This window comes from Pontibacterium sp., from assembly GCF_041587635.1.
In the GTDB taxonomy this organism is placed as follows: Bacteria; Pseudomonadota; Gammaproteobacteria; order Pseudomonadales; family Balneatricaceae; genus Pontibacterium.
Genome location: NZ_JBFGYC010000015.1, coordinates 1 through 20,738 on the forward strand (window position 1 = coordinate 1; position 20,738 = coordinate 20,738).

The following is a 20,738-nucleotide window of genomic DNA, read 5'->3' on the forward strand; positions in this document are numbered from 1 at the left end:
CCTCTGCTCCCAAAGCAGATGCGCTACCAAGCTGCGCTACACTCCGATTGGCTCCTCGAGCTGGACTCGAACCAGCGACCAATAGATTAACAGTCTACTGCTCTACCAACTGAGCTATCGAGGAACATTTAAACACTTACCTTTACTGATTGATACCGAGGTTGGCTCCTCGAGCTGGACTCGAACCAGCGACCAATAGATTAACAGTCTACTGCTCTACCAACTGAGCTATCGAGGAATCGTCTCAACCAGTGGCGGCGTATATTAATGATGCCCCCGGAGACCGTCAAGGGTTTTTTTTTAAATAATTTCAATAAGATCAGTTGATCACAGTTGCTTCTGTATTTGCGTTATAATCGCCCGCTCAAGAAAGCCGGACCCATTGATCGGGAACGCATTGTTCAGACTAAAGCAGTATCAAAGTGCTTTACGCCTTCGCTTATAAAAAGACTTTACGCGGGTAACCGCTGTGGCTGTTGTTTGAAGCTGATCCTTCAGACTGAACCCGATAAGTAATGTTGGTGTGATCCCAACAGAGGATTATTCAGAATGACCCGAATTCTTGGTAAAGATGCGCCGCTGGAAGAATCCATCAGACGTATGACCAATGGCCTGCGTCAGTTAGGCTTTGATATCGAAGAAGTGCATTGGTTGAATCCGGTACCCAACGTATGGTCGGTGCATATCCGTGACCGTAGTTATCCGATGCTATTTACCAATGGCAAAGGGGCGACCCGTGAAGCTGCGTTGGCGAGTGCGCTGGGTGAGTATTTTGAGCGTTTAAGCTGTAATTACTTCTTTGCTGATTACTTTTGGGGTAACTCCGCCGCCGAAGGCGCATTTGTACATTATCCAAATGAGCGCTGGTTCTCACTGGAAGGCGACGACATTCCAGAAGGTCTGTTGGACGAACCTACACTGCATCATTACAACTTCAGTGGTGAACTGACCGCGCCGATGTTGGTTGATACCAACTCAGGGAATGCGCGTCGTGGTATCTGTGCAATACCGTTTGAACGACAGCGTACGGGCGATCAGGTGTGGTTTCCGGTGAATATTATTGGCAACCTTTACGTCAGCAACGGCATGTCCGCTGGCAACACCATGTGGGAAGCGCGTGTACAAGCGTTGTCTGAGATTTTTGAACGTCATATTAAGAACACCATTATCTCGTCGGGTATCAGTCTGCCGAGCATTCCTGATGAGGTAGTGTCGCGTTATCCGCGTATTGAAGCCGCCATTAAAGCCCTGCGCAGTCGCGGTTTTGGTGTGGTGGTTAAAGATGCTTCACTGGGTGGTAAGTTTCCGCTGGTCAATGTGACGCTGCTGAATCCACAAAATGGCGGTGTGTGTGCGTCCTTTGGGGCTCACCCAAAATTTGAAGTGGCGTTGGAACGTACGGTGACTGATCTATTGCAAGGACGTGCATTAGATCAATTGGATGTATTTCCTGCCCCAAGCTTTGATATTCAGGATGTGGCTGATCAGCATAATCTTGAAACCCATTTCATAGATTCCAGCGGTATTGTTGTCTGGGATCTGTTGGCGGGCAAGAGTGACTACGAATATACCGAGTGGAATATCGAGGGCGATACTAAAGCCGAGTTTGATCACTTGTGCCACCTGATACATCGTGTGGATATGGATATCTATATCGCTGATTACGAGCATCTGGGTATATACAGCTGCCGTATTGTTGTACCAGGCATGTCAGAAATCTATCCGGTGGAAGACTTGGTTTGGGACAACAACGCAGCAGGAGTGCCTTTCCGCCGCCGTTGCCTGCATCTGCCCGAGCTGGACCACGCCGGATATGAAGCGCTGCTGGAAGAGTTAGAAGAGCTGAGCGTTGATGATCAGCAGCCCGTTGCTGAGTTTTTGGGGATTGTGCCTGATCCGGGTACGCCTTGGCAGACACTGCGTATGGGTGAATTGAAAGGTTTGCTGTGTCTGATGATCGGCGACTTAGAGAATGCTCACGCTTGGGTGGAATGGACACTGCACTTCGGGCATCTGTCTGATGAGCGCACCGCACTGTACCGCTGCTTATTCCAGTGCCTGTCATTTGAGCTGGATGATGAGCGTAACCTGACAAGCTACGAAGCCGTTCTGCGCCTGGCGCATAAAGGTGAATATGTTGATCGCAGCCTGCAAATGTTGGTAGGTGAATCCGTACTGTCTGATCTGCCATCTGACGATGGTTCATTGCGCCAGTTTGCTAGTCACGTCGGTATGCTGGAAGCCTACCAGCGTCTGCAGGATGCTAAGGCTCTCTTTCATAAAAATTGAGTGTTATCTGAAGCGTGTTCAAAGCCACAGTGGTTGAGGTTAATCACTGTGGCTTTGTTGTTTCAGGCATCGGAAAACAGGATTACAAGCGATCATTTTAAGCCGAACTGCCGACTTGTCCTGAAAGTCCTTCAGGTAGAGGGGGTTATCCCTTTTTTGTCGGCGCAGGCTGGGCTAGAATCCATCTCTTCGGTCTGTAAAAGCAGACACCAACAGCGTTAAGAATTTAAGGGTTCAGATGCTCTTTCATAAGTTGCCTGATGACTTATTTATGCCGCTTTCGGGGCAGAACCGCCAGATATATCAGGTGGTTTTGTTGTCGTTGGCTGATGTGTTTTTTGATGAGGATCTGATTGATCCCTTCGTGCCCAAGGATTTGGTGCGTTCCACCATTGAAGATACGGTGATCCGTATGGGTGTGAGGCGCTGGGTGCCGGAAGAGGACGATGGTGAAGATCAGGTAGAGATACCGCGATCCAGCAGTGAATATGCCAGTCGAATCTACCGTCGTCTGGTGACTACCGGATGGCTGGAGGAGGAACAGCGGGTTTATCGTACCTATGTGCTGTTGTCGCCTTCAATCAGCTTCCTGCTGCGAACACTTGTATCGATCTCCAAGTTGGAAAAACGCAGCTACGGTGGTGCGGTACTGAACGTACTCAGCTCTCTGGAAGCCGCGATCAGTGATCCGGCCGGACGTGGTATCACGTTGGCAGAAGCCTCACAGACCGCCTCTGATTTTAGTGCCCATCTGACGGATATGATGTTGGGCCTGCGTGAGCTGAAAATCAATCTGTCACAGAGCAATAATCCTCAGGAGATTGTGCGGAACTTCTTTGAACGTTTCGTAGAACACATCCTAGTCTCTGACTATAAAACGCTGAAAACCAAGAACAACCCGTTCCGTTTCCGCCGTCAGATCCTGTCGATGTTACGGGAGCTGCAATTTGACGCTTACAAAGTCGATCTCCTGGCTAAACATTATCAGGAACAGTATGAAACGGATTACCACGATGCTGAAGGCATGGTGCATCAGCATATCAACCGTATTATCCGTATCTTTGAGTCCGTAGATCAGCGTCTGGCTACGATCGATGACTTCCGTTACCGGTTGGAAAAACGTGTGGCGGATACCGTTCGTTACATGGACAAAACCACGCCGGGTATGGCTGCACGTATCTCCCGTGTGATTACTGAAATCGCGCGTAGAGACGAATCTGAGTTGCCACCGATTACCACATTGGAAGAGCAGGGCTTTATCTGTGATCGCAGTGTGCGCTCGCCAATACGGCGTCGTGTACAGACTGAGCCTAGAGTCATTACGCAGTCGGAGATCGATCCGCGTGTACTGGAGTTAAGACGACTGTTTAAAGAATATAAAGATCGTCGTGATGTCAGTCCGGACAAGGTGGAAATGTATCTGGAACGCCACCTGATAGGTCGTGATCTGATCAACGCCAGTGAGTTTGATATCCAAACCATCGAAGACTACATCTGTTTCAGTTATGTACGCCATTTACCTTCGATGGGGAAAAAAGCCCGCAAAACGATCGAGAAATACGATATCCGTTTTGAAGAACAGTATGTCAATGTTGCCGGCATGGTTAAGTGCCGGGACTTCGTGATCCAAAGGAAACGCTAGATGTTAGGTGACCTGCAAAAAATCATCAGTCGCAGTGACAAATATCAGGCAGCCGATTTCTCGCGTGCTGCTAACCAGTTGCTGACCCACCAGTTTCTATACGCGGATCGTCCTGCACACCGTGAAAGCTACTTTCTGGTGGCATCCCATGTGGATTACTTTACCAACCTGCTTGAAGCGATAGGCTGGAGCTTCGTGTACCAGCCAGATGAAGCCTATATGGGTATTTTGCCAAAAGGCGAAGAGCGATACCTGCGCCTGAAGCTGGATGAATCGTTGTTGTTGCTGTGTCTGCGCCAGCAGTACGAGCAGAAGCTGGAGTCCTTTGAGGTGGATGGGGGTAAAGCGTTTACCTGCACTGACGAGCTGCTTTCAACGTACGAGAACCTGACCGGAAAGGAGATCCCGAACGAAACTCGCCTGAAAGAGATTTTGTCGCTGTTCTCCCGTCATGGTTTGATCGAGCGCGGTAAAGCTGAAGAATCCGATCCTAAAAACCTGCCGTTGCGAATCAACCCTGTTATCCGTCAGGTGGTGGTCGAAGACTATATCGGTCAGCTCGAAGGCTTGTGTGAAAACGAAGTAGAAATTGAAGCCGAAGCTGCGGCGCAAGAAAACGAACAGATTGAAGAAGGGGCGGGTGCCGATGAAGCAGCTCAATAGAATTGTACTGGTTAACTGGTACGTACTGGGCGCTATTGAGATCCCAATCAAAGGCAGTGTAGCGATTGTCGGACCGAACGGTTCAGGTAAGTCCTCATTGCTGGATGCCATTCAGACGGTGCTGATGGGGGGGCATAAACGCCACTTAAGCTTTAACGCCTCCGCAGGTGACAAGAGTGAGCGTAGCCTGCGTACCTACTGTCTTGGTTTTCTGGATGGAGATGGCAAGAAAAGCACGGCGCGTGAAGACTCGCTGAGCTACATGGCACTGAGTTTCTTTGATACGGAAACGGCACAAGAGACCTGTGTGGGCATCGCTATCAGTGCCTCTACGGCATCACCGGATGAAGAGATTTTGGGGCGCTTCATTCTGCCGAACTTTTCCGTGCATCTGGATGATTTTACCACCAAGGAAGATGAAGGGCGTCTGCCGCGCGGGTGGCCGGATGTTCGTGACAGCTTGCTGAAGCAATGTCCGGATATGGTGCTGGAGAAACGTGCCAGTCGCTTTATTCGCGAGCTGGTGACGCACTTAAGTTACGATCCTCAGATGCCGAATGACGACGACAAATTCGTCAAAAACTTCAAAAATGCACTGAAGTTTGTCCCGATTGATAGTCCAACCCGTTTTATCCGTGAGTTTGTGCTGGATGAAAATATTGTTCATGTGGGTGCGTTCCGTAAGTCGCTGGATGAATATCGGGCGATGGAGCAGAAAACCAAAGAGGTTTCTGACCGCATTGCTGAGCTGGAGAAAGTTCAGGATTCCTGCAAGGGGATTGAGCGAAATGTGAAGAACGCCGTTGAGTATGAGTGGGTCGTTCACGAAAGTCGCTTTGAAAATGCTGACCTGAAGAAAGAGGAGTCTGAAGAACGCCTCGAAAAGAATCAGGATAAAGAGCAGCAGGTACAGCAAGACCTGGAAACCGCAGGTGCCGATCTTAACGCTGTGATGCAGCAGCTTGCGGAAGCGCGGGCTGACCTGAACAACACCGATTCGGCACACAAAATTAAGGCACTCGAAAGCACGGTTGCTGCAAAAACTCACGAACACAGTGTCGTCGAAGAGCGCATTCAGAACGTCTACAACCTGCTGCGCACCGCAGTTAGTTTTGCCAATTACGAAAAGCACCTTCCGGACAACTTCCTGCCGGTGGTAAAAAAGTCGGTTGAACTGTGGCGCGCCGGTCAGGACATGATGGGTGCGGTCTGGCCACAAAACCCGGTAGAAGTTGACCACAACCTGGAGCATCTGAAGAGCAGCGTTGATGCGGTCCGCCGTGATATCGCGCGTCGTTTTGAGAGCTCGGTCATTCGTATGAATGAGCTGCGCAGCGATATTCAGAGCCAGAAAAGCAATATGGAGCAGCTGAAGCAGGGGCGTGCGCCGGTACGTCGTAATACCCGCGAGCTGATGGAGTTGCTGGACGAGTACGGCATTGAGTCCACGCCGATCTGTGAGTTGGTCGATATCAATGACGATAAGTGGCGTATCGCACTGGAGTCCTTCCTGGGGGCACGCCGTGAAGCCCTGATTGTTGAGCCGGATCGCGTAAAGGAAGCGATCACTCTCTATCGCCGGAAAGGTCGTCACCTGAAAGGCTGTCGTATCGTTAACACCACCAAATCAGGTGAGTGGCTGAGCCGCTACAAAGCCGGTTCTTTGGCGTATTTCATTGATACGGATAATGATCACGCCCGCGCGTATATGAACCGTGCGCTGGGTGGGGTGATGGCGGTTGAAACAGAAACCGAGCTGTTGCGTCATGAGCGTGCATTGACCTATGACTGCATGTTGCAGACAGAAGGTTCTACCACCGCGATTAACGAACAGCAGCCGATTATGGGAATCCGTCGTCGTGGCAGTCAGCTGGAAATCCAGGGGAAACAGGTCGACCAGATGGTCGCCGAGTTTACTGAGCTGGGCAAAAGCCACGACTCACTGGAGAAGCTGCGTGACTCGTTGATCAGCCTGACCACTAATCTGGTCGGTGTGAACGAGCGGGTCTTCGATCTGGTCAATCAGCGTGAACAGCTGAATACCGAGATTGAAGGTTACCGCCAGGCCGTGGTTGATCTGCACAATCAGGACGATACCGGTATCCAGAACCGGATAACCGAACTGGTCGCCGCGCAGAAAGAGACGGAACAGAAGCAGAAGTCATTGATGGACAAGCTGCAGAAAGTCCGCACCGCGATGATCAAAGACACTGCAGCGCTGGAAGTTCTGACTCAGGAACTGGACGAACACGCCGTGGCGCGTTCTGCTTGCGAACAGAAAGCGGTATTTGATGCACAGGCTGCACAGGAAAAACGCGATTATCTGGACGAGTCCTGTGGTGGCGAGCTGGAGCGCATTATCTTTGATGCAGCGAAAAAAGCGCAGTCCGAACTCAGCCTGCATGAGAAGAAGAAAAACGGTGTTCGCGATGCCGTGGCGCAGTATAAGGCCCGATATCATGGCGGCGGTTTGAGCCACCAGACACTGGATAAGATTAGCCCGGATTCGACCCACGAAGAGCTGGAAGCGTTTGTAAACGAGACGGTCCAGTCGCTGCGTGACTCTGAATTGGCAAATTACAGTCAGAAAGCTGAGCGCGCACGTCTCGAGGCAGAAACAGCGTTCCGCTCCGACTTTGTAGCCCATTTGCATGATCAGATTAATAAGATCAAAGATCTGATCCGTGAGCTGAACCAGCATCTGAAGAACCGTCCGTTCCATCGTGAGATGTACAGCTTTGAAATGATGCCGAACCCGGAGTTGAAAGATATTCTGGAGTTGGTGGAAGCCTATACCCGCGTTGATCAGGCAAACGTGGGTTCTCTGTTCGATATGAAGTTTGACGAAGACAAACCCCATCAGGATGCGCTGGCCAAGATTCATGACGTGCTGAAGGACGAGGGCGAGAGTAGCCTGTTGCAGGACTATCGTAACTTCTACAACTTTGAGCTGGTCGTAAAAGATCTGCAGGGCAATCGTAAGACCACCCTGACCCAGCGGATCAAAACCGGTTCCGGTGGTGAGCATCAGGTGCCGTTCTATGTGGCAATTGCCGCTGCACAGGGCGCAACCTATCGCTTGCGTGAGAATGCGGACGGTCAGCCGGTGGGTGGTATGAGTCTGGCGGTGTTTGATGAGGCCTTTAACAAGCTGGATTCTGAGAACACCGTTACATCTCTGGGCTTTATGGATGATCTGGGCTTGCAGACGATTATTGCGGCGCCGGATGAAAAGTACTCGCTACTGAGTTCCTGCATGGAAACCATCATTAACGTGTGCCGTGACGGTCGTGTGGTGGATATTGATGTGGAATTTCCCACCGAAGAGGGTCGTAAGCTACTGAACTCTGATAATCCGCTGAAGATTATGAAAGAGATCGATGCGGCTGAAGCTCAGGCGCGTGGCGACTCTGAAAGCGTATCTGCCGATACTGAAGCTGAGCCTGCTTAAACTGACATAACGGCTCTATCTGACGCCCGTTTCAGAACTGCTTTATAGGTAGTTCTGGCGGGCGTTTCCTTTGGCCTTCAGGCGAGGGGCGGGCGCGGTAAAATCCGGTATCAGGCTGATGATCGGCTGGCGTTCACGAAACAGGTGTAAACGCTCCTTGTGCTGTTGCCCGACCCACTGCCACGGTTGCTCCAACAGCATTAGCCGTAAGCTGCTGATTGACGGCACGGGAATGCCGCCTGCCTGTGTGCTGGACGACGTATTTGTGTCTGACATATGCGGCAGGGCGATCTGCTCATTGCGCAGATCTGAGTATTGTCCATTGGCAATCAGCCGCAACAGGTGTTCACCGCTCCAGATTTCGGGAGCCTGTCCCAGTGGTCTGAGTAGTCCCACGGATGAGGGGGCGATCACTGAGCGCTCTTTAGAGAAAAACTTCCGGGCAGTCAGGTCCGTATGTACCCCAAGCAGGGAGTTATCACGCACGTTGCTGCTAAAGTCCATCTGCTCCAGCCCGGTCAGCAGGGCATTCAGATCCCAGTTGCAGGCGCGGATGAGCTGCCAGGCCGGCTCCACCGAACGTCTGGAGCCTAAGCTGTACTTGATTGCGTCTTTGCCCTGAGTACGGCTGGACAGCAGTGTGATCTGCAGGTGTGTACTCTGAAAGTCGATCAGGCACTGGGGCTGTTCGACAAAACAGTACGGCATCTCGCGGCGACAGAAGTCGATCCACTGTTGGCGGCTGTTGAGTTGGGGCAGAACACGTATGATCATTAACCGGCTGTGATCGGAAGATTAGACAGCCAAACAGTATATAGAAACCGCAGGATAAGAACCATGAAGCTGCTAAACCGTTCCGCTTTCGCTGTTATCCCTAAACAACCTTTTGTGGATTGGGCTAACAGCCTTGAGCTGGATGACGAAGGATTAAATCAAACTCTGACGCTGGAAGAACACCAGCGTGAAGGAACCGTCTATTTGATCGATGAAGTGGAAAACGACAGTGATTTTGATGCTGCGCTGAGCCAGAACTGGTCCACTATCTTCGAAAATGAGCTGGCCGCGTGGGACGAAATGGCGGATGCCTGGCCAGAGCCCCGTTCTCAGGCATTGTTTGCCGACTGGTTTGAAGTTAAACCGCAAGTGATGGCACTGGATCTGGCGGTTGAGCCGATGATGGTGGCGAGTCTCGAAGAATAAGTCTCCCGTTATTGGGCAATTACTACCCACGGCGGAGTGAATTAACACCCCTGTGCGGTTGCGAAAAAGTGTCAGTAAGGCTATGAATAGAGGCTACTTTTTTTGCCGGAGCCAAATATGGAACAATTGCCCAATAATCCGTACGGGCTGGAACTGCATCCGATGCAGGAGGCGCTCTATGCTGAGCTGCACTCCCGCCCGTTTCAGGTTATCCCCAGTCCATCCCGGCTAACTTTTCTGGCGGTGCTTTGCGAAGGCGTATCTCGTGAAGAGGAATTTGAACATTTCCAGAAGATCTACGAACACTTTGGGCACGAAGCACCTGAGCAGGATGGCGTTTGCTATGAAGTGGATTTCGGCACGGTGCGTGTGCGCCGGGAAAAGCATCTGGAGTTCATCACCTACACCTTTGTGAATTTGGATGTAGAGAGTTGTGCTGACCCGTTTGATTGCTCAGGAATCAGCCGGATACCGGCAGAGTGGCTGCGTGCGTTGCCGGGGACGGTGGTGGTTTCGTTTCATGTGGCGATTGAAGATGCTCGCTCACAGCCGGAACCTGCGCTGCCCGTGGTCAAGAGCTTCTTCGAAGGCATGCGTCTGGTCGGTAGTAGTCCGCAGAATGGCGATGCACGTGTCTGGACGACGTTTCAGTTGCACAGTGATGGCTTTGGCCGCTTTCTGATCTACAACAAGAAGATGAGTGACAGCCAGCTGGGTCGTCTCACACAACGTGTGATGGAGATTGAGACCTATCGCCTGATGGCGCTGCTGGGATTGCCGTTGGCTCGCAAGTACAATCCTGAATTGAGTGAGATGGACCGGAAGCTGGCCGATACCACGAGTACGCTGGCTGAAAATACCGATTTGGATGAGCGGATTTTGCTGGGTAAGCTAACCGATATGGCGGCGTGGGTCGAAGCCTGTCGGGCGCAAACCACATTCCGTTTCAGCGCCACGCGGGCGTATCAGGATCTGGTATTGAAACGTCTGGCGGAGCTGCGGGAAGATGAGGTCTCTGGACACTTAACCATCACCGAATTTATGACCCGCCGTCTGACACCAGCGGTGAGGACCTGTGAATCGGTCAGTGAGCGCCTGGAAAACCTGTCACGACGTATCGACCGTGTGTCCGATATGATGCGCACCCGTGTTGAGCTGTCGATACAAGCGCAGAATCAGGATCTGTTGGCATCGATGGATCGCCGATCACGGATCCAGCTGATGATGCAGCACACTGTCGAAGGCTTGTCGGTTGCCGCGATCAGCTACTACATGGTTGGGCTGCTCAAATATTTAATTGAAGCGTTGTATGATAATGGTGTTGATCTCAATAAGAGCCTGACGGTCGGTATTTCAGTACCCGTGGTGATCATGGTGGTCTGGCTGGCGACACGTAAGATACATAAGAAATTCCTCAAACTGGCGACTGAAAAGGCCGACCGGGATGAAGCGGATAGAAAAGACAAACATTAAGGCTGGAGCAACACAAGCATGAGTGTTCAGGTAATCATCGAACAGAAACTGCAGGCAGGGCTTGCGGTAGAACATATGGATATCGAAAACGAGAGCCATATGCACTCCGGTCCGGCGACCGATAGTCATTTTAAGCTGACGCTGGTTTCCGATGACTTCACAGGTAAGAGACTGGTTCAGCGTCATCAGCTGATATATGGCCTGTTGGCCGCTGAGTTGCAGTCACCGGTGCATGCACTGGCAATGCACCTCTATACGGCTGAAGAATGGCAAAAGCGGGCGGCACCCGCGCCATTGTCGCCAAATTGTCGTGGTGGTGAATAAGTCTGACGTAGACAATATCTGACCTCAAAACAGGTTGTTGTTAAAAACCACAGTGCTTCGGTCCTGTGGTTTTTTTGTTTTGAGTCGATGGCGCGACCAGATCAGTCGCAATTATCAGCGAATATTGACTCGCAGGCGCATAATCTCTTCATCATACTTCGCCAGCATATCTTCCAGACAGGCGGTGGCCAGTTTGAAATAGATCTGCGAATCGATCTGCGGGGTATCCAACATCACCCGATCTTTTATGCAGTAGAGCAGTTCCTGCAGTTTATGTTGGGTTTGATGCGAGATCTCAAGATCATTCTTAACGCGCTGGCTGGTTTCTTCGATTTTATTACTCAGATAGCTCAACTGAATACGTGAAACACTGTCGCAACTACCCGCGGCGGTAATGGCCGTTCCAATCGCCCGGGCCTGACCAATGTGCTCAGCAGAGATCAGCAGGTCACGCCAAACCCGTTGGGCCTGAGTGATGTCTTCACACAGATGCTTCAGTTCATGTGCATCGGCAGTATCTTCTATCAGATAGATCAGGTTCGTAATCAATCGGTTGTGCTGACCAATATTGGTGTCCCGGTCCAGCGTCTGAAAACGCTGAGACAAGCGTTGCCAGTGTTCCTCAATACCTTGCCAACGCGGACTGTGAGTGATCCAATCGCCGACCGAGATGACGGCCTCGCAATCTCTGCGTATCTGCGTTTGCAGATGGCTAATATCCCCTTTTAGCTCGGCTTTACCGGCGAGAAATGCGCTGCTTAGGCCGCGGTGCTGTTGTAAATGCGCGAGAAGGTGGCGCAAGCTGACCAGCCATTCAACTCCCTTCAGCTGTCGAGTTCGCCTGTGTTGGACCCGCCAGGTATGAGCGAGTGACGTCAGTACCAATATAGCGATAGATAGGGCGGTGAATGTTGCGATTGTGCTGGACGATGACATCATGCGGGTTCTCCCGAAGATCGATTACCTGTATTTGCTTGTGTCAGCGTGGCGATGTGATGGGCTACGCGTGCTGTTTCGCTAGCCATCAGACTGTTTGATTCAGCGACTACCGCGACCTTTTCGATGTGTTCTGAGATATCCCGGGTAGCATTCTCCTGCTGCTGAACAGCCACGGCGACCTGGCTGATTTCGTCTGATACTGTTTCTGTTCTCACAGTGATGTCTTTAAGAAAGCTTTCAACCTGTGTGGTGCTCGCGACACAGCGGTCACTGCTGGCGACGACATTGTCCATCTGTACACATAAACCGGTCATCTGTTGTTGGACCGCCCCAATGACATTGCTGATCTCAACTGATGCGGTATGGCTGCGCTGGGCAAGGGCGCGAACTTCTTCCGCCACGACAGAGAATCCGCGGCCATGCTCACCTGCGCGGGCGGCTTCAATCGCGGCATTGAGCGAGAGGAGGTTAGTCTGGTCTGACAGATCACGAATAAACTCAGACATCGTGGAAATTTTGTCTGAGCGGCTTTTTAGTTCGCTAACCAGCCTCGAGGTTTCGCCAGCCAGCTGCGCAACCTCTTCGACCTCTTTACGGGCAGGAATTAGCGCAGATATGCCTTCTTTGGATAACTCACGTGCTGCTTGGGCTGATGCCTGAGTTTCGGTAATACAACGTGTGACGTCCTCGACGCTATGGCTGATCTGGGTAACTGCTGCTGCGGTGGACGCTGTGGCGTGCGATTGTTGATCGGTATTGCGGGCAACGTGACTGGCGTTATGTGATAACTCGGTCACGGAATGGCTGATTTCATCCACCACCGCATGGGATTCATTCACATTTCGGTAGACTTCAAGCAAGGCGTGATTGATGGATATTGCCAAGGGTTTCAACGGACCGTTAAGTCTAGGCTCTAAACCCGATTGCATATCCCCGTTTAGATGATCAGTGAGTTTAACAAGATCTTGCCTCAGTAGAATAAGTAAACCGAAAGACAGGTACGCCAGTAATGTGATTGCCAGAAGCGAGAATAGGTGTGACATCGACAGCAGAATCAGAGTGATCGAAGACATCAGCAGTAAGGTCATCAGGCTACCAATGAGTCTGATACCTCCCGCCTCGATAAGTAGCTGAACAGGTCGCAACATTGCATTCATCCCCAAACATGGCATCTGCGTGATGCGATGCACAAAGCGTTCCAGAACCTGCTTGTGTATAGAGAACGTAGGGTTCTGCTGTCTCAACGTATCCTTCAGGCCACTATGAAAAGTGATATTTGCACTGCTTTGGTGCTCTGGTATCGACGGTACGATCTAAAAGGAGGCAGCGGAGTTTGGTCTTGATCGTTCAGCGTCTGTTACCGGTCTGAATCCACTGTATGGCATGTAACTTGCTGTCAGCTCGGTAACATTAAAAGTTATGTGGATAAAATGATGATGAGGGATCTGTTTCCTTGGTATCAGCCAATTGTTGAAACTGCGAGTGGGCGGATCGCAGGTTATGAAGCGCTGGCCCGGCAGAAAAATGAGGTGGGTGATGTCGTCTCTGCCGGGGCGTTTTTTTCAGACTCTAAGCACTCGCTGGAGAACCGCATAGCCGCTGACAGGAGTGTCCGATATCAGGCGCTGTCAGGGTTAAATGAGCTTCCCGGTGATAGCTTTATCAGCCTGAATTTATCACCTGAATGGTTACAGTTTATTGCCCAGACCACGCGGCTGCCGACGCTGGATATGTTACGTGAGCTGGATGCTGACCCATCCCGTGTGATGATAGAAATCACTGAACTGGGTGGAGATCTAGGCCTGATTCAAAAGGCGGTGGATCGTTACCGCGAAGCGGGATTTCGTATTGCGATAGACGATTTCGGAGCCGACTTTTCTCAGCTGGATCGGGTTGCGTTGCTGACGCCGGATGTTGTTAAGCTGGATATGAAGTTGCTGCGTGATGGCCTGGATAACCCCCGTAACGCGGCGATGATCCAGCTATTGGGAGAGATGGCGTCTCGTCTGGGGGCGAAAGTACTGTGTGAAGGGGTCGAAACCGAAGAAGCTTATTTCCTGGCACTGAGTTGCAATGCGTATTACACCCAGGGCTTTTTGTTCTCTGAAGCGAAAGCCGAGGCCGCGCCAACAGAGTGTTTTCAGAGCCAGATGATCTCGCTGCGGGAAGACTATCGGGATAGGGCGCTGGACAGTTCAACGCGAAACCACTGGCTGGCAGGAAAAGTATCGGCGGAGCTGATTGCTTTACGTGAGTTGATCAAAACATCGGGTACCGCGTACGGAGATATAGATCTTGAACACTACCTGCCGACCCCGCAGGTGTTGCGCTTTTACCTGTGTGATCGATCCGGCAATCAAATTTCACCAAACTATGAAAACCGTCAGGGTGGCTGGAACGTGGATAGTGCGCAGAAAGGGTCCAACTGGAGCTGGCGGCCTTATTTCATCGAGTTGCTGGCGTTCGATGATATAGACCGGCGTCTGGTGTTTTCGAAACCCTATCATGATATCTACGCAGGTCAGCTGTCACAAACGGCTGCATTGTTGATTGATGATGACCGTATTCTCTTGGCAGATATGATCATTAACCCGCCGGATCGTGACCTCATTTACAGCCATCATGGTATGCAGGCGCAATCCGTTGCGGTGTACTGATCAGTTCTGTTGTGAGGGAGCAGTCTCTTTTCCTGATGTTTCTTTCCCCAGAAACATCGCCAATACACCCCCTGCGACGACTAACGCGGTGCCGATAATCGCCAGATTATCCGGCACCTGTTGCCAGAACACCCAACCCCAGAATCCGGTAAACACAACGCCCAGATAATTCAGGGGTGAGATGACCGACGCTTTGGCATAGCGGTAGGCCTGAGTGTAAAGCCACATCACCAGCCAGATCGACAAGCCGATGATTAATAGGGGTAACAGGGCTTCTGACGGTATGGGTTGCCAGTTCCAGATGGCCAAAGGCAGTGCGGTGAGGGTGGAGATTGAAAAATAGTAAAAGATGATGCGGTTGCTGGGTTCCGTCAACGTTAAAAAGCGCGTTGTAACCATTGATCCTGCCAAAGATATCGCCGAGCCAAATCCGATTAGGTGCCAGAAGCTAAGCCCGTCTGAGCCGGGCTGCAAAATCAACAGCACGCCCGCCAAGCCGATAAAGATCGGTAGCCAGCGCAGGGCCGGAATGTGAATGCCTTTCCAGAGCAATAGCAGCAACGGTACACAGAGGGGGGCCGAATTACGCAGTAGCGCGGCATCAACCAGTGGGACATAGTTCAGCGCCAGATAGTAACAATAGAAACAGGCCCACCCCGACAAACCGCGTATCACATGTAACTTCATGCAATCTGTTTTGAGCGCGCTGATGCCCTTGGTGGCAAGCCGGGGCAGCATAACAGTGGTACAGATCAGATATTGGCTAAACACAATGGTTTCAATACTCACCATCGTTGAGGTGTATTTGATGAGTGCCGCCGCGATGCTCATCGCCAGTGAGGTGCCAACGGCAAACAATACACCCAGAGTCAGATTTTGTGGTGAAGTGGTCACGGTGAACTTGTGCGTCCTTGTCTTAGAATCAAAGCGGAGCCTGACAGGCCCGTTGCCTTAAATTACAATAGGTTAGATTAATCTGTTCTCAGGTAAAAAACATGGATGCTGTTCTGCAGTTTATTCAGCTTAACTGGCTGAACCTTCTGGCGTTGGTCTGGTTCCTGATCTGTTTCAAGGGCTATATGTACTATTCTAAACGCCGTAGCTACGACACCGCTTGCCTGGCTAGCATCCTGCACTTGTACCGCACCGAATGGATGCTGCGTATGCTGGATCGGGATATGCGTATTGCGGATGCGACCGTCGTCGCAAACCTTGAGCGTAGCGTATCATTTTTTGCATCCACAACCATGCTGATTCTGGCAGGTTTGATGACCGTGCTGGGTTCAACCGAGCAGGCGATTGACGTGATTGCTGACATTCCCTTTGCGGTAGAAGCCACACGTGAAGAGTGGGAGTTGAAGCTGGTGGTGATGATCACGCTCTTTATCTATGCCTTTTTTAAGTTCACCTGGAGTTTACGCCAATACGGCTTTGTCTCGGTGATGGTGGGCGGAGCCCCCACGCCTGATGAGAATATCAGCGAACTGCAAAAACAGAGTTATGCGGACCGCGTGGCTAAAATGAGTTCCATGGCGGCCAATCACTTTAACTTTGGTTTGCGATCCTATTACTTCAGTCTGGCGATGCTGGGCTGGTTTATTAACCCTTGGTTGTTTATGGCACTGTCCACCGGTGTGGTGTACGTGTTGTATCGACGTGAATTTAAGTCCTCAACCTTAAAAACCCTAATGATGAGTGTTGGCCCTATCGATGAGAAATCCTGAAATTGAAGCACGCTGCCAGCGATTTATGGACGCGCTGGCCCACATCCGCAAATTAGGATTGCGTGTCATTCAGGCCGATGAGCGCCGTGTAACCTTGGTGCTGCCGGTGCAGGATCAGCTGAATACGGGGAAAACCAATACGTATCTGTTAGGGGGCGCATTGACGACCCTGATCGATACCGCATCGGCCGTCTCGACACTGTGCGTGTTGCCGGAATTTGAGATCGCACCGACGCTGGATCTGCGAATCGATCATATGAAAGCGCCGACCCACAGCCAGCCTCTGTATATTCAGGCAGAGTGCTACCGGACAACACGCAGTGTGATGTTCACCCGCGCGACGGTGTATCAAACGTCTGTTGATGATCCCATCGCGTTTGGTATTGGCACCTTTATGCGTTTAGGTGCCGATGTGGTTGACCCACAGATGAAGGCGCTGGTGGAAGGTGATATCGACGGTGATACCGGTGTTAGCACGGAAAAGGGAGCGCAGGCATGATCAGTATTACGGAGATGGTTGCGGAAGCACATACAACGGGTGATTACATGCCGTTGATTGAACTGATCCCTTACGCACAGGTGATTGGTGTGAACTGCGAGCGGTTTGGTGAGGAGATGGTGTTTCGCTTACCCCGTAACCCGGATAACTTGGGAAATCCAACACTGCCCGCCATACATGGCGGTGTAATTGCGGCATTTATGGAGTTATCAGCAGCGTTTCAGGTGTTACTGCAAACCACGACACCCGAGTTGCCAAAGATTATCGATTTTTCTGTGGATTATATGCGTGCCGGATTAGATCGCGATACGTTTGCGATGTGTCAGCTGGAGCGACGTGGACGCCGTGTGACCAACTGTTCGGTGATCGCGTGGCAGGAAAAGCGTACGGAACCGATTGCGACCGCACGGGCGCACTTCCTGGTGAAACCTACTGATTCTTAAACCGGATTTAGGTCAGGTTTTAAATAACCCCTTGAATTAGGTGACACAGCCCCAATCTAGTATTGAAACCAGAAGGGCCGGTTCGTGTGAGCCGGTCATGATTATGTTTCAACCGAGAGTTTGGGCGAGTTACCTATGAGCACAGAAACACATTCCGAAACCCACGGCTTTCAGACAGAAGTCAAACAACTCCTGCATCTGATGATTCACTCCTTGTACTCCAACAAGGAAATTTTCCTGCGTGAGTTGATCTCCAATGCATCTGATGCGGCAGAAAAGCTGCGCTTTGAAGCACTGTCCGATGGCAAGCTTTACGAAGACGATGGTGATCTGAAAATTCGCATCGCCTTTGATAAAGATGCAAAGACCATCACGATCGATGACAACGGTATCGGCATGACCCGTGACGAAGTGGTGGAGCATCTGGGCACCATCGCCAAGTCAGGTACTTCCCAGTTCTTTTCCCAGCTGACGGGTGATCAGGCGAAAGATAGCGCGCTGATTGGTCAGTTTGGTGTCGGTTTCTACTCCTCTTTCATCGTTGCCGATAAAGTGGATGTTATCACCCGTAAAGCCGGTGCTGCGGTTGCTGATGGCGTGCACTGGAGCTCTACCGGTGAAGGTGAGTTCACGATTTCGACCGTTGAAAAAGCAGGCCGTGGTACGAGCATCGTCCTGCACTTGAAAGAGTCGGAAGAAGAGTTTGCTGATGGCTGGCGTCTGCGCACGTTGGTGCGTAAATACTCAGACCATATTGCTCTCCCGGTTGTTATGCAGTCTGAACCGGTTCCTGCGGCTGAAGGTGAGGAAGAAAAAGCACCTGAAGATGAGACCGTTAACAGTGCAACCGCGTTGTGGACCCGTAACAAGTCTGAGCTGAATGCTGAAGATTACAACGAATTCTATAAGCACATCTCCCATGATTTCTCCGATCCACTGACATGGGCGCACAATGCTGTTGAAGGTAATCTGGAATACACCAGCCTGTTGTATGTGCCAGAACGTGCGCCATTTGATCTGTGGAACCGTGAAGCGCCACGTGGCCTGAAATTGTATGTACAGCGTGTTTTCATCATGGATCAGGCGGAAGAGTTCCTGCCGTTGTATCTGCGCTTCCTGAAGGGTGTAGTGGACACGAAAGATCTGTCCCTGAACGTATCCCGTGAGATTCTGCAGAAAGATCCAAATGTCGATAAGCTGCGCAGCGCACTGACTAAACGTGCACTGGATACACTGATCAAACTGGGCAAAAACAAGCCTGAGAAGTACCAGACTTTCTGGAACGAATTTGGTCAGGTGATTAAAGAAGGTCCGGCGGAAGACAACGCTAACAAAGAGAAGATCGCTAAGCTGATGCGTTTTGCATCAACCCACGGTGAATCTGCTGATCAGAACGTATCGCTGGAAGATTACGTGTCCCGCATGCAGGAAGGTCAGGAAAAAATCTTCTATGTTGTGGCTGACAATTACGCGACAGCGAAGAACAGCCCGCATCTCGAGATCTTCCGTAAGAAAGGTATCGAAGTGCTGCTGATGACGGATCGGATCGATGAGTGGATGATGAGCCACTTGTTCGACTTCGACGGCAAGTCTTTCCAGGATGTCACTAAAGGTGAACTGGATCTGGGCGAAACCGAATCTGAAGAAGAGAAGCAGGCTCAGGATGAAGCGGCTAAGTCTAAAGAAGCGCTGGTTGAGCGTCTGACCGAAAAGCTGACTGAGAAAGTATCTGAAGTACGCGTGACCCACCGTCTGACTGATTCCCCGGCATGTCTGGTCATCGGTGATCATGACATGGGTGCGCAGATGCGTAAGATTATGGAAGCCGCAGGTCAGGCCGTACCTGATGTGAAGCCGATTTTCGAGATCAACCCTGAACACCCGCTGATTGGTAAGCTGGATCAGGAAGTGGACGAAGATCGTTTTGCTGAGCTGTCTCTGGTTCTATTTGAACAAGCTGACCTTGCAGCGGGTGGTCAGCTGGAAGACCCAGCGGCTTACGTTGCTCGCCTGAACAAATTGTTGCTGGAACTGTCCAGCTAAGCGATATGTTAAAGCAGAAACGCTAGTTTGTTTGAAAAGCGGCCTGAGGGCCGCTTTTTTTGTGTCTGTAAAAAGTTATAGTTGTTTGTCTTCTGTGTGAGCCAGATCAAGGCTACAGAGGTGGGATTGGCTTTCAATAAAGAAAAGTTTCGATACATCGGAGAATCATCGAATGAAGAAAACAGTTGCGACCCTTTTTGCTACAGTACTTATGTCCGGTGCTGCCATGGCTGACGGCCAGGCCGTTTATGATAAGCACTGTAAAGCGTGCCATGATATTGGTTTAGCCGGTGCGCCGAAGCCGGGTGATAGTGCAGCCTGGCAGCCGCGGATCGCTAAAGGTGCTGATGCCTTGCTGACGACAGTGAAAACGGGTCAAGGCGCTATGCCACCTAAAGGGACCTGTAACGATTGCGATGATGTGGCGTTGACCGACGCGATTCAGATTTTTATCGATCAGGCTAAATAGGCCGGTGCAGTTCGTCTTGCTCTGCACAAGGGCCGGTTTAATTACAGAGTGTTGAGTCATTATGTATGACGCACAGAATACGGATATGGTTCAGTCCCTGCTGGAGCGGTTGGAAAATCTGGAGCAGGAGCTACGCACTGAAATTGAGAGCCTGCAGGAGTCCTCTCGCCCGGTGATGCTGGATCAGCAAGCAGTAGGGCGGGTGTCCCGCGGTGATGCGATGCAGCAGCAAAGCATGGCGCAGGCAAATCTTGAGCGTTGTGAGCAGCGATTGGAACAGGTTAATCATGCTCTTCACCGGATTGCTTCACCTGACGGCTATGGTTATTGTGAAATCTGTGATGAACCGATCAGTATTGCTCGCCTGAAGGCCTATCCAGAAAGTAGGTTTTGCTTGAGTTGTCAGGAAAAGCTCGAGCAGGACTAGCACCTTAGGCGGGCGAGCAGTATGGAGGCCCGCTATGTCCGTTTTGAATCCTTCCCCAATTGTCCTTTTTGTTTTGGTATTGAGTGTACTGTGTACGCCTCCGGTCACAGCCGCGAGCTATAACCTTGATCCCACCCATAGCTTTATCGAATTTCGTACCAAGCATCTTGGCTACAGTTGGTTATACGGCCGCTTTAACCGAATAGAAGGTCACTTCACGTGGGACAAGTCTCGGCCTCAGGCCAGCAAGATCAACGTGAACGTGGATCTGACCAGTCTCGACAGCAACCACGCTGAGCGGGACAAGCATCTGCGTGGAGACGAATATCTGGATGCCCGGAAGTATAGGGACGTGAAATTTGTTAGTCGCCGATATGAAGGTGATGCTGACGGTGGTGTGGTTTATGGCACCCTGACCTTACGGGGCGTATCCCGCGAACTTCAGATTCCTGTTAATCGTATAGGGGAAGGGCATGATCCCTGGGGCGGTTACCG

Annotated in this window: 19 protein-coding genes and 2 tRNA genes; 15 read left to right on the forward strand and 6 right to left on the reverse strand. The window is 51.1% G+C overall.

The window, feature by feature from the left end:
* Positions 1-48: 48 nt before the first annotated feature.
* A tRNA-Asn gene (locus tag ABYW01_RS01945) sits at positions 49-124 on the reverse strand.
* A gap of 38 nt (positions 125-162) precedes the next feature.
* Positions 163-238: transfer RNA gene (locus ABYW01_RS01950), tRNA-Asn, on the reverse strand.
* A gap of 311 nt (positions 239-549) precedes the next feature.
* On the opposite strand from ABYW01_RS01950, the gene ycaO reads away from it, so the two are divergent.
* The 4 genes from ycaO (at position 550) to ABYW01_RS01970 (ending at position 8,045) form a co-directional block, all read left to right on the forward strand.
* Complete coding sequence (ycaO, locus tag ABYW01_RS01955) at positions 550-2,289, forward strand: 30S ribosomal protein S12 methylthiotransferase accessory factor YcaO (RefSeq protein WP_372830873.1); 1,740 nt, start codon at positions 550-552, stop codon at positions 2,287-2,289.
* A gap of 238 nt (positions 2,290-2,527) precedes the next feature.
* Positions 2,528-3,931 carry a Wadjet anti-phage system protein JetA family protein gene (locus tag ABYW01_RS01960; protein WP_193954162.1) on the forward strand — a complete coding sequence of 468 codons (1,404 nt, stop codon included), beginning with the start codon at positions 2,528-2,530 and terminating at the stop codon, positions 3,929-3,931.
* A complete protein-coding gene (locus ABYW01_RS01965) occupies positions 3,932-4,594 on the forward strand; it encodes a DUF4194 domain-containing protein (RefSeq protein ID WP_193954161.1) in 663 nt (220 codons plus the stop codon).
* Positions 4,578-8,045, forward strand: coding sequence for an SbcC/MukB-like Walker B domain-containing protein (locus tag ABYW01_RS01970; RefSeq protein WP_372830874.1), 3,468 nt, complete (start codon positions 4,578-4,580; stop codon positions 8,043-8,045). Before ABYW01_RS01965 ends, ABYW01_RS01970 begins: the two co-directional genes overlap by 17 nt.
* Before the next feature lie 42 nt (positions 8,046-8,087).
* Here the strand turns inward: ABYW01_RS01970 and ABYW01_RS01975 are convergent, their stop codons facing one another.
* Positions 8,088-8,819, reverse strand: coding sequence for a hypothetical protein (locus tag ABYW01_RS01975; RefSeq protein WP_372830876.1), 732 nt, complete (start codon positions 8,817-8,819; stop codon positions 8,088-8,090).
* A gap of 63 nt (positions 8,820-8,882) precedes the next feature.
* On the opposite strand from ABYW01_RS01975, the gene ABYW01_RS01980 reads away from it, so the two are divergent.
* The 3 genes from ABYW01_RS01980 to ABYW01_RS01990 all read left to right on the forward strand — a co-directional run bounded on the left by ABYW01_RS01980 (position 8,883) and on the right by ABYW01_RS01990 (position 11,042).
* Positions 8,883-9,245, forward strand: coding sequence for a hypothetical protein (locus tag ABYW01_RS01980; protein ID WP_372830877.1), 363 nt, complete (start codon positions 8,883-8,885; stop codon positions 9,243-9,245).
* A 117-nt stretch (positions 9,246-9,362) separates the two neighbouring features.
* On the forward strand, positions 9,363-10,718 hold the full coding sequence (locus ABYW01_RS01985) for a DUF3422 family protein (RefSeq protein ID WP_372830878.1): 1,356 nt from the start codon (positions 9,363-9,365) through the stop codon (positions 10,716-10,718).
* A gap of 18 nt (positions 10,719-10,736) precedes the next feature.
* Positions 10,737-11,042: a BolA family protein gene (locus tag ABYW01_RS01990; RefSeq protein WP_372830879.1), complete on the forward strand. Its 306-nt coding sequence runs from the start codon at positions 10,737-10,739 to the stop codon at positions 11,040-11,042.
* Between the two features lie 114 nt (positions 11,043-11,156).
* Here the strand turns inward: ABYW01_RS01990 and ABYW01_RS01995 are convergent, their stop codons facing one another.
* Positions 11,157-11,981, reverse strand: a complete 825-nt coding sequence (locus tag ABYW01_RS01995; RefSeq protein ID WP_372830880.1) for a nitrate- and nitrite sensing domain-containing protein — start codon at positions 11,979-11,981, stop codon at positions 11,157-11,159.
* Positions 11,978-13,225: a methyl-accepting chemotaxis protein gene (locus ABYW01_RS02000; protein ID WP_372830881.1), complete on the reverse strand. Its 1,248-nt coding sequence runs from the start codon at positions 13,223-13,225 to the stop codon at positions 11,978-11,980. The genes ABYW01_RS01995 and ABYW01_RS02000 overlap by 4 nt, the downstream gene beginning before the upstream one ends.
* Positions 13,226-13,411: 186 nt before the next feature.
* On the opposite strand from ABYW01_RS02000, the gene ABYW01_RS02005 reads away from it, so the two are divergent.
* Positions 13,412-14,638, forward strand: a complete 1,227-nt coding sequence (locus ABYW01_RS02005; RefSeq protein WP_372830882.1) for an EAL domain-containing protein — start codon at positions 13,412-13,414, stop codon at positions 14,636-14,638.
* Here ABYW01_RS02005 and ABYW01_RS02010 read toward each other — a convergent pair whose 3' ends face one another.
* Positions 14,639-15,532, reverse strand: coding sequence for a DMT family transporter (locus ABYW01_RS02010; RefSeq protein ID WP_372830883.1), 894 nt, complete (start codon positions 15,530-15,532; stop codon positions 14,639-14,641).
* Between the two features lie 101 nt (positions 15,533-15,633).
* On the opposite strand from ABYW01_RS02010, the gene ABYW01_RS02015 reads away from it, so the two are divergent.
* The 7 genes from ABYW01_RS02015 to ABYW01_RS02045 all read left to right on the forward strand — a co-directional run.
* Complete coding sequence (locus ABYW01_RS02015; RefSeq protein WP_372830885.1) at positions 15,634-16,362, forward strand: DUF599 domain-containing protein; 729 nt, start codon at positions 15,634-15,636, stop codon at positions 16,360-16,362.
* Positions 16,349-16,861 (forward strand): PaaI family thioesterase, encoded by a 513-nt coding sequence (locus tag ABYW01_RS02020; RefSeq protein WP_193954150.1) that lies wholly within the window; start codon positions 16,349-16,351, stop codon positions 16,859-16,861. Before ABYW01_RS02015 ends, ABYW01_RS02020 begins: the two co-directional genes overlap by 14 nt.
* A complete protein-coding gene (locus ABYW01_RS02025) occupies positions 16,858-17,304 on the forward strand; it encodes a PaaI family thioesterase (protein WP_372830886.1) in 447 nt (148 codons plus the stop codon). Before ABYW01_RS02020 ends, ABYW01_RS02025 begins: the two co-directional genes overlap by 4 nt.
* 135 nt (positions 17,305-17,439) lie before the next feature.
* On the forward strand, positions 17,440-19,347 hold the full coding sequence (gene htpG, locus ABYW01_RS02030) for a molecular chaperone HtpG (protein ID WP_372830888.1): 1,908 nt from the start codon (positions 17,440-17,442) through the stop codon (positions 19,345-19,347).
* Between the two features lie 172 nt (positions 19,348-19,519).
* Positions 19,520-19,816: a cytochrome c5 family protein gene (locus ABYW01_RS02035; protein ID WP_372830889.1), complete on the forward strand. Its 297-nt coding sequence runs from the start codon at positions 19,520-19,522 to the stop codon at positions 19,814-19,816.
* Between the two features lie 61 nt (positions 19,817-19,877).
* A complete protein-coding gene (locus tag ABYW01_RS02040; RefSeq protein WP_372830890.1) occupies positions 19,878-20,243 on the forward strand; it encodes a TraR/DksA family transcriptional regulator in 366 nt (121 codons plus the stop codon).
* Positions 20,244-20,277: 34 nt separating this feature from the next.
* Positions 20,278-20,738: YceI family protein (locus ABYW01_RS02045; RefSeq protein ID WP_372830891.1), on the forward strand; the 461-nt coding region annotated here is incomplete at its 3' end.